Raw genomic sequence first — 8263 nt, forward strand, 5'->3', positions numbered from 1 at the left:
ACCTCCATAATACCTCTTCAAATAGATCGACTACTGCACATAACGCCTTGTTAAGGTGTGAGGCACGCAATACCGAAGCCTCCGCATACCACCTTAACCACTAAAACCGATGCATAGTAAAAATGCCACGCGTGCCGAATCACTCTTGAACAATTTGTTATAAAGACTTTTTCTCAGTTGCCTTTTCATAGTCATTGAGTGCTCTATTGATGTGATACACAGAAAACAAGGCACTACCATCATTGAGCATGTAAAAACCTAAAGGTAGGAAGATAACACCAGAAATAAGAAGACTTGGCTCAAATCCAGTAACAATCGAATAAATCGATAATAAAAATGTTATGAACCCAAAGCCAGCTATGAGCAATCCAAACACCAGGTTATAAGAAGCAATAACCTTATCTAGGATATTTAATCTGATCCGGTACGACAAAAGCTCTACATCTGAAATATCAGGTAAAAGTTGGACTGTTTTCAAAACATGTCTGAAAGAGACCGTCGCCCCAACCCTTTCATTAAGTACATAAACTGCTTTTAACATTGGGAGACTAACGCGGATACCATGAATACCTTTAAAACACTCAATATCGAGCTCATTTTTCAAATGAGTCTTTAGTTCTTCCGAAACATTCGGTTCTTGTAAAGCAGACAAAATCTGAGCCATTCTATTTTTTCTAAGTAAGAAGTAGTACTCGGTTACTCTAGGAGCATTTATAGCAATAGTTACGATCACTACAACAATCGCAATCCAGTAATCACCACTTTTTAGTAACTCAACAACTAAGTCCATTTATCGTGAAAGTCTCCTAATCTTTGTAACGCCGCGTTAAGTGGTGAGCAACGCTAACCACCTAACCTAAACCTTTACACCTTAAACACTTAACCCAACTTAGAATGCAAGGCGCCAATCGTTGTGAATCCGTCTTGAACGCTTTGTTATGCCTGTCCCAACGTTTTCAAAGAACTAGGGACGATGAACTTGTGAACTGGAGCAACAAAAAACATGTACACTTTGCCAAACATGTTATGTACATGCACAACCGTGGTCGCGTGTACTGTAATTTTATCCCCAACTACGTCCAGTAAAAATGACACTCTAACATCAAGATGTTTGTCACTGTCCTCTAAGACAATTTCAGTATCACTATTGCTGTGTAACGTGAAAATACCGATTCTCTCGCCAACGCTAATGTTTGCCACATTTTCCGCTAACATAGCATCCTGAAGTCGGCCTAAGTTCTTTAAACCAAGTACTGATACTATGCGATTTCTCGTTGCCATTAAGAATGAAACCCACGCTGGCGTTTGTTTCGCGATTTCAAGATAGATATCGAGTGCGGTTTGGTCATTGTTAGGGATTTCGCATGAAAAGCTATCAGCGAAATAAGCCCCTTTTGCATAATCAAACAACTCAGAATATTTTGGAATTGACATGTATTTCTCCCAAAAGGCATAACGCCCTGTTAAGGGGTGAGCAACGCAATACCGAAGTTCACGCATAGCACCTTAAACACCAAAATCAACGCATAGTAAAAATGCCACGCGTTGTGAATCCCTCTTGAACAGTTTGTTAGGTGTTAACTTCGCAAGTCCATGCATTTCCTTTGCAATGTGGCAACAACGCTCTAATTTCCCTGCCATACATTGCGTTAAAATCACTAACGCTCATAGAAGCTTGACCTATCTTCGATATATCTAGATCCGCTTCTACGATTAAACAGTCGTTGTATACCTCAAAATTTAAAGTCAACAACGCAGGCTCTAGGTTGCAATGAACTATGTAAGTATTTTGCGGGTCCTCGAGCCAACTTAAAATCCCAAAAAACTGGAGTACTGAATTAGGTCCAACATCAGAAATTGAGAAGGTAGCCCAATTTGCATTCAGAGCTATGTGTAGGTCTAGCCACCCATCACAAGGGAGACCAAATTTAATCATCGTCGCCTCCTGCTACTTATTTACACCTAACGCCGCATTAAGGTGTGAGCAACGCAATACAGAAGCTCCAGCATACCACCTTAAACACTTAAACCAACGCACAGTAAAAATGCCACGCGTTGCGAATCACTCTTAAACAGATTGTTAAGTGTTTGATTGGATGTTGTTCAAAATGTACTCACCCTCACCATTTTCAGTTGCTTGGTATTCTTTAAAGCAAGGGAACAACCCCGAACATATCGGGTTTACTGCTAAGGGATTGTGCACCACGACCCAATCATTTCCCTTTGATGGTCTATTACAACAATCAGAGCAAGAGAAGATAATTGCACTAATTTGTGCAAAGTCTTCTCGAAGGAATAGATCTGTTGGAATATCAGAGCCAGAACTTTTTTTGATAGAAGGTCGAAAAATAAACCCAGAACCTTTCCTCGATCCCGTCTGCCTATCTATAGTGAAATATTCATCCCCGATCGGAAAAACACTACGAACGATCCTAGGAGGATTGTGATCAAGTCTTGCGCTAGGAATTTGACAGCCATTTATCGCAATAACGTAAGGCTCATTGTTAGAAACAATTCCAGATGACACATACGACTTATACCGCTCAAACTTTTCAGCTATAGCAGACGTATATCGTAGGATTATTTGGTCATTTGGCACAGTTTGAGCTTCACCAAACTTCATTGGCGGTACTTTATCTGGACCTTTTCCTGCCTTAGGTGCAATCGCTTCAACCCAAACTTTCTGATCACCTTCGATGCACACATCGGGACCGGGCTTTGGACAAATAACGCTGTGTCCGATTTCAATTAGAGCAACAGTTAGATCCATTTCCCAAAAGCGTGCATCAAAGTCTATCGCAAACTCTTGCAAGAAGTGCTGATCACTGTGAGGTTGAAATTTAGACCATAAATCTTCGCACAGGAAGCGTGCCGCAACTTCGTGTATATCTTTTCCATCTCGGATATTGATATATGCTCGATTACTCGTAGTGATATCATCTCTGAACAACGCCTTAACTTTTGGTAGAGCGCGCTTACGAGGCTGGATATAAGCTCGCTTTTTACGATTTTGCTTTCTAGCTAGTTTTTTCTTTAAAGCCCGACTTAGTTTAAGCCTGTTTTGTGTTTTCATATTCATTGTTTTCACCATGGCTAAAAAGACACTTAACGCCCAATTAAGTTGTGAGCAACACTGCCACATTACCCAAACACTTCACCTTAATCACCAAACCTATTGAAACCGAAAGCGCCGAGCGTTGCGAATCAGCTTGAATTGCTTGTTATGAAGATTTTTCCGTCAGGTACGAACGAATTTTTTGCACAATAGTTAAAGGCTCATCACCATGCCCTTTAGCAACAATTTCACACGCATCTAGCAAGTAGTGCGCAACCAACGGAATTGATATAAGCTCTATTTCACTAGGGCTTTGTTTAAATAAACTTTGATTACTAAGTTTATTAGATTTATTTCTTTCTATAACCCTGTTTAATAATGAAAAAACAACCACTGTGAGTATGGGCGGATAGCCTGCAATACACTGAACTATATTCATCTTTCAAATCAGCCTGAGTGAATTTTTCTGAAATTGTTAAACAATAGAAATCTTGAGCGGGGCGATAAAGAGAGAAACTATCATTGCGTAACTTTCGATATTGTTTTTGCTTGGACTTAGACTTAACAAGCTCTTTTTCACGATTATAGTACTCAGCCCATAGGTAGTTAACGTAATTACCTTCTTTCGCGACATTTTTAATATCAACATAGATTTCTAGTATATTTCTAGCTATAGATTGTGTTGCAGCAAATTGACGTTTTTCAAGCAAAGTACCCAAAGCCTGACATTGTTCGACCATAGCTGCAAATAACCCCATCATGGTTATATATGGAGCTTGCTTTGATTCTTGATACAAGTCTTCAAATAGAGCAATCGAGAAATCAAGAATCTGATTTAGTTCCTTTACATTTTCGTGATGTTCCATTGCAACCTCATCTTCATAACGCCGCATTAAGGTGTGAGCGACGCTTGGCTATACTTGAGCGAAGCGAAACCGCCAAGCGTTGCGAATCACTCTTAAATGCTTTGTTATGTGCGTACTAAAGACATTGGTACGAACCTAATTCCGTTGAACTCGGCTTCTTCACCTGTTGCTACGAAACCATTACGATTGTAGAACTCAACAGCATTCACCGATGAACGCAGGCTAACTTCACGAGCATCTGTCTGATTGAGCAAATGATTCAATAAAGCACGACCTAAACCTGAACCTTGCTGTGAATTAGCAACAAATAAATGTGTTAGATAATTCCCATCACGTAAAGCAGCAAAACCAAGGACTTCCCCATTTGATACGGCCTTAACGGATGAAAACTTCTCATGGTCAAAAGTTGTCACTAGGTCAGGTAAAACTCTGTCCATATATTCTTGCTTTCCCTGTTCATTAAACAATGGAAGCACATCCTTGTCTGAGACCTCTGAAACAAGCCTTTTCACTGCTTCTAAGTCCGATTTTAGGACCTTCTGAATTTCCAATTTCCCTCCGAGCACATAACGCCGCATTAAGGTGTGAGCGACGCTTGGCTATACTTGAGCGAAGCGAAAACGCCAAGCGTTGCGAATCACTCTTAAATGCTTTGTTATGTGAATGTTTCATCCTTTCTCAGACTAGTAAGGTGCCTACTGTACTCCCTAACATACTCAACTATATCTAAGTTAACATGCCAGTCCTTACTTCGTTGTTTACCATGTAGCATGATTTCTGCAGAAAGATGTTCAAACTCAGAGTCGCTGTCGCTGATCACTAAACTAAAAGCATCTGCATGTATAATCTTATTGAATGCCTCGCGAAGATTAAGTGGGCTGGAGACCCCATCAACCTCTATGCTCCCACAGTAATTCGATGTCTTCGACAATAGGAATGACTCCCTATCATCTATTACTCGACCAATGGCAGCTGTGCTTATGAGTAACCTTGTAATTTCCGGTTCACCCAGTGAAGCAATTGACCAAAGAGGATCTTGTTCATTTTCTATTGCCTCTGCATATTGAGCATCGGCTAAAAAAATAGATATAAGATGAAATAAGTCGGTTTTGACCTTTCTCATATCAAAAGCCCAGCCTTGAGCTTCCCCTACTTTTGTAATAACTAATGTCAAAATATGCCTCTTTCACATAACGCCGCGTTAAGGTGTGAGTAACGCAATGCCGAAGTTTCTGCATTGCACCTTAAACACCAAAACCAATGCAAATTAAAAATGCCAAGCGTTACGAATCACTCTTAAACGCTTTGTTATGCGAATTTTTCAACTCTGCTGACTGAAGAGTTGTGCTAATGAGCTCTTCAAAAAGTTCTAACTGCCCGGCTGGAATTAATTGATTCTGAATGGTTTTTCGTTTACTTGAGTCAAACAGCCGCTCTGCCACCCAACCAATGAGATACATCAGTGAGAGACAGCCTCCTGCAGTGGCTATGTTACCTTCTACTACTAGAGGCAGATTCTGAACGTCTCCTCCCATCTTTTGTAGAACATCTTTAGCATCTGGATTGGTTGTTAATGGCTTACCTTTTAATAAACCGAGCTCATGAAGGATGAATGAACCAGCACATATCGAGCCAATTAGCTGTTTGTTTGGGTCAAGGCTCAACGCTGACATAAATTCAGCATCTCTCATCGCAGCTGGAATACCACGTTTACCACTAGTGATAAGAACGACATCTTGGTTAGTCACCTCTGAAATATGTCCATCAGTTCTAACTTTCATGCCAAGGTGGGAATGATGTTCTGGTTTAGTTCCCAGTATGCTGACCGTCCAACTATCGGTTGTCCTCCCAAGCAAGTCATACATAAGAAAAAAGTCTACATCTGTGAAGTCATCAAATATAATAACGCCAACTTTGTACATAAGTCTCTATTCCTTTCGTTGACCTCATGAATCGCATAACGCCTTGTTAAGGTGTGAGCAACGCAATACCGAAGCTTCCGCATGCCACCTTAAACACAAAACACAACGCATAGTAAAAATGCCACGCGTTGCGAATCACTCTTGAACAATTTGTTATGCGTTTTTTAAAAGTTCGACGAACTCTTGTTTGCGAGGCTCACCGCTAGAGATATGAACAACTACAGTATCTCTAAGTTCATAGTAAGGATGTAATGCTAAATGTTTTGCAAACCAAAAGACTTCTGACAGCGGCTCATCATCGTGCCAAGTTGTTACAACCAAATTTGCATCATTCAAATCGCTATCTCCGACGTAAGTGATATTAGCTATATCTATAGATGTATCCCAAGAACTGGCATTAACACCCCAAGCTAAAGCATATAAGCAACCACCCTCGACTAGCCAAGAACTCAATTTCGATTGCCAACTTTCAGCTACTGCTTCCTCAGCCACAATTATGCAGCGAAACTTCCCAACCTGAAGTGCGGGAATATGTGAAGCATCTTTTTTTAAGTGAAGATATTCCATATTACCTCTGAAACGCATAACGCCGCGTTAAGTGGTGAGCAACGCTACCACCCTACCTAAAACATTGTGCCGTAAACACTAAAGTTGAATCAAACCGAAAATGCCAAGCGTTGGGAATCCGTCTTAAACGCTTTGTTATACATATATTTTTAACGCTAATAATCCAATAGTTGCTGAACAAACCGCAAAGGATTAGCTAAAACAAATGACCACACTAGCAGCGAGAATCCTGTCACCTGTGTATACGGAACTGATATGGCATCGAAATACTGTGGCAGTAACCCTATAGCCCCAAGTGGCATAAAAAACATTCCCACGTAAGCTCGAAACTCACTTACATAGACCTCAGCAAATGAAAGAAACAGCAAGACTAATGACGCTAACACTATGCCTACAACAAAAAGCGGAACATAAATTTCCCAGAAGCCCATCTTTGGATGCAATAACGGTGAAAGCTCGGAGAATAGAGCGCTAATGAACACGGGGATGAATATTTTGGAAGACAGATCGTCAATTGCTTTAGCATAAATTGTTCCGAAAGTTTCCATTTTACCTCCATATGTATAACGCCGCGTTAAGTAGTGAGCAACGCTAACCACCTAACCTAAACCTTTGTACCGTAAACACAAAACTAAACTTTAAATGCTGAGCGCCAAGCGTTGGGAATCTGCCTTAAACGCCTTGTTATAGTGCTTTGCCGTTTACAAGTGACCAATGATGAGGCATTAATTCTCGTATAGTTTTGAAAACCAATGCATTCTCTGGAGTCGTAATTGCTGCTTTGACATCCCCACCCCAATGGACAAGGCGCTCTTGGCAAACTCCGCATGGTGACAAGATTAGAAATTCATCGTTCTCACTCTCACGACACAGGCATAATGAGTGGGTCACTCGCTCATTGAGTTTGTGAGCCTCTAAATACGCTCCCACTTCCATGCATAGTGAAAGAGCATCGTTTTTCGTATCAGGAGCAATGCTTGTTAATATTTTTCCTGACTCTGTTCTAACAGCCGCAGCTCCACCCCAACCAGAAGGATATCGCACATTTACCAGTTCTATTGCTGCTTGATAGAGCTCTTTTTCGATATTATCCATGACCATCCATATTCAATTTTATCGAGCGCTATAACGCCGCGTTAAGTGGTGAGCAACGCAGACCACCACACCTAAACCATTGTGCCGTAAATACTAAAGCCGAATCAAACCGAAAATACCGAGCGTTGGGAATCCGTCTTAAACGCTTTGTTATGTAGCTGGTGCCTAGTTGTGTCTTTTCCAGATACCATGTTAAAATGTATCTATTGGAATAACTAGGAACTACTGCCTGATACAAATTTTGACTCAGTATTACTGAAACAAGAGCATTGGCTCATTTCGGCGGTTTATTACTAGTTGCTAGAGAACCTGCCACTGATACGTCCTATGGATTAGTCAGTGGCAGGTTTTTTTTTGGATTTTTATCGGGACAAAGAAGGCATTATGAGTTTAAGCAAATTTATACATTTTTGTTCTATCGTGTGTGCGTTCATAACTACAGGTCGATTGCTAGCGCAACATGACTTCGATATTCATTTCGTCCCGCTAGAAAAACTTGTAAGTCATGCTCAAATTGGGCTGACAATCCCATTAGTTATCGTTTTGTTTTGGGCTAGCTTTGACCCATCAGTCATGAATAAAATCAATGGATTGAACCTACAGTTTTTCATAGCAGCAATAACTCTAGCCTATGTATCTATTTCTTCTCTCGCGATGTAGAAGAAGCTACATAACGCCGTGTTAAGTGGTGAACAACGCCAACCACCGAACCTAAAACATTGTACATTAAACACTTAACTCACCTGGAAGTTAAATCG

Annotated in this window: 10 protein-coding genes; all 10 read right to left on the minus strand. The window is 40.7% G+C overall.

Annotation, left to right across the window (positions count from 1 at the left end):
• Window positions 1-157 precede the first annotated feature (157 nt).
• The 10 genes from RH45_RS22180 to RH45_RS22230 all read right to left on the minus strand — a co-directional run bounded on the left by RH45_RS22180 (window position 158) and on the right by RH45_RS22230 (window position 7505).
• Window positions 158-790 (minus strand): hypothetical protein, encoded by a 633-nt coding sequence (locus RH45_RS22180; protein ID WP_008081694.1) that lies wholly within the window; start codon window positions 788-790, stop codon window positions 158-160.
• A gap of 146 nt (window positions 791-936) precedes the next feature.
• The gene (locus RH45_RS22185) at window positions 937-1434 is read right to left on the minus strand and encodes a DUF2867 domain-containing protein (protein WP_008081696.1); all 498 of its coding nucleotides are present in this window, start codon (window positions 1432-1434) and stop codon (window positions 937-939) included.
• A 646-nt stretch (window positions 1435-2080) separates the two neighbouring features.
• Window positions 2081-3079, minus strand: a complete 999-nt coding sequence (locus RH45_RS22195) for a hypothetical protein (protein ID WP_241211676.1) — start codon at window positions 3077-3079, stop codon at window positions 2081-2083.
• A gap of 326 nt (window positions 3080-3405) precedes the next feature.
• Window positions 3406-3921 carry a DUF5677 domain-containing protein gene (locus RH45_RS22200; RefSeq protein ID WP_008081701.1) on the minus strand — a complete coding sequence of 172 codons (516 nt, stop codon included), beginning with the start codon at window positions 3919-3921 and terminating at the stop codon, window positions 3406-3408.
• Window positions 3922-4025: 104 nt separating this feature from the next.
• Window positions 4026-4472: a GNAT family N-acetyltransferase gene (locus RH45_RS22205; RefSeq protein ID WP_039959111.1), complete on the minus strand. Its 447-nt coding sequence runs from the start codon at window positions 4470-4472 to the stop codon at window positions 4026-4028.
• Between the two features lie 104 nt (window positions 4473-4576).
• Window positions 4577-5095, minus strand: a complete 519-nt coding sequence (locus RH45_RS22210; RefSeq protein ID WP_008081705.1) for a hypothetical protein — start codon at window positions 5093-5095, stop codon at window positions 4577-4579.
• A gap of 109 nt (window positions 5096-5204) precedes the next feature.
• Window positions 5205-5843: a DJ-1/PfpI family protein gene (locus RH45_RS22215; protein WP_008081707.1), complete on the minus strand. Its 639-nt coding sequence runs from the start codon at window positions 5841-5843 to the stop codon at window positions 5205-5207.
• A gap of 153 nt (window positions 5844-5996) precedes the next feature.
• A complete protein-coding gene (locus RH45_RS22220; RefSeq protein WP_008081713.1) occupies window positions 5997-6410 on the minus strand; it encodes a DUF7684 family protein in 414 nt (137 codons plus the stop codon).
• Between the two features lie 155 nt (window positions 6411-6565).
• The gene (locus RH45_RS22225) at window positions 6566-6958 is read right to left on the minus strand and encodes a hypothetical protein (protein ID WP_008081714.1); all 393 of its coding nucleotides are present in this window, start codon (window positions 6956-6958) and stop codon (window positions 6566-6568) included.
• Window positions 6959-7094: 136 nt separating this feature from the next.
• Complete coding sequence (locus RH45_RS22230; RefSeq protein ID WP_008081715.1) at window positions 7095-7505, minus strand: cytidine deaminase; 411 nt, start codon at window positions 7503-7505, stop codon at window positions 7095-7097.
• Window positions 7506-8263: the final 758 nt, after the last annotated feature.

Source organism: Vibrio sinaloensis DSM 21326, assembly GCF_000189275.1.
Classification (GTDB): Bacteria; Pseudomonadota; Gammaproteobacteria; order Enterobacterales; family Vibrionaceae; genus Vibrio; species Vibrio sinaloensis.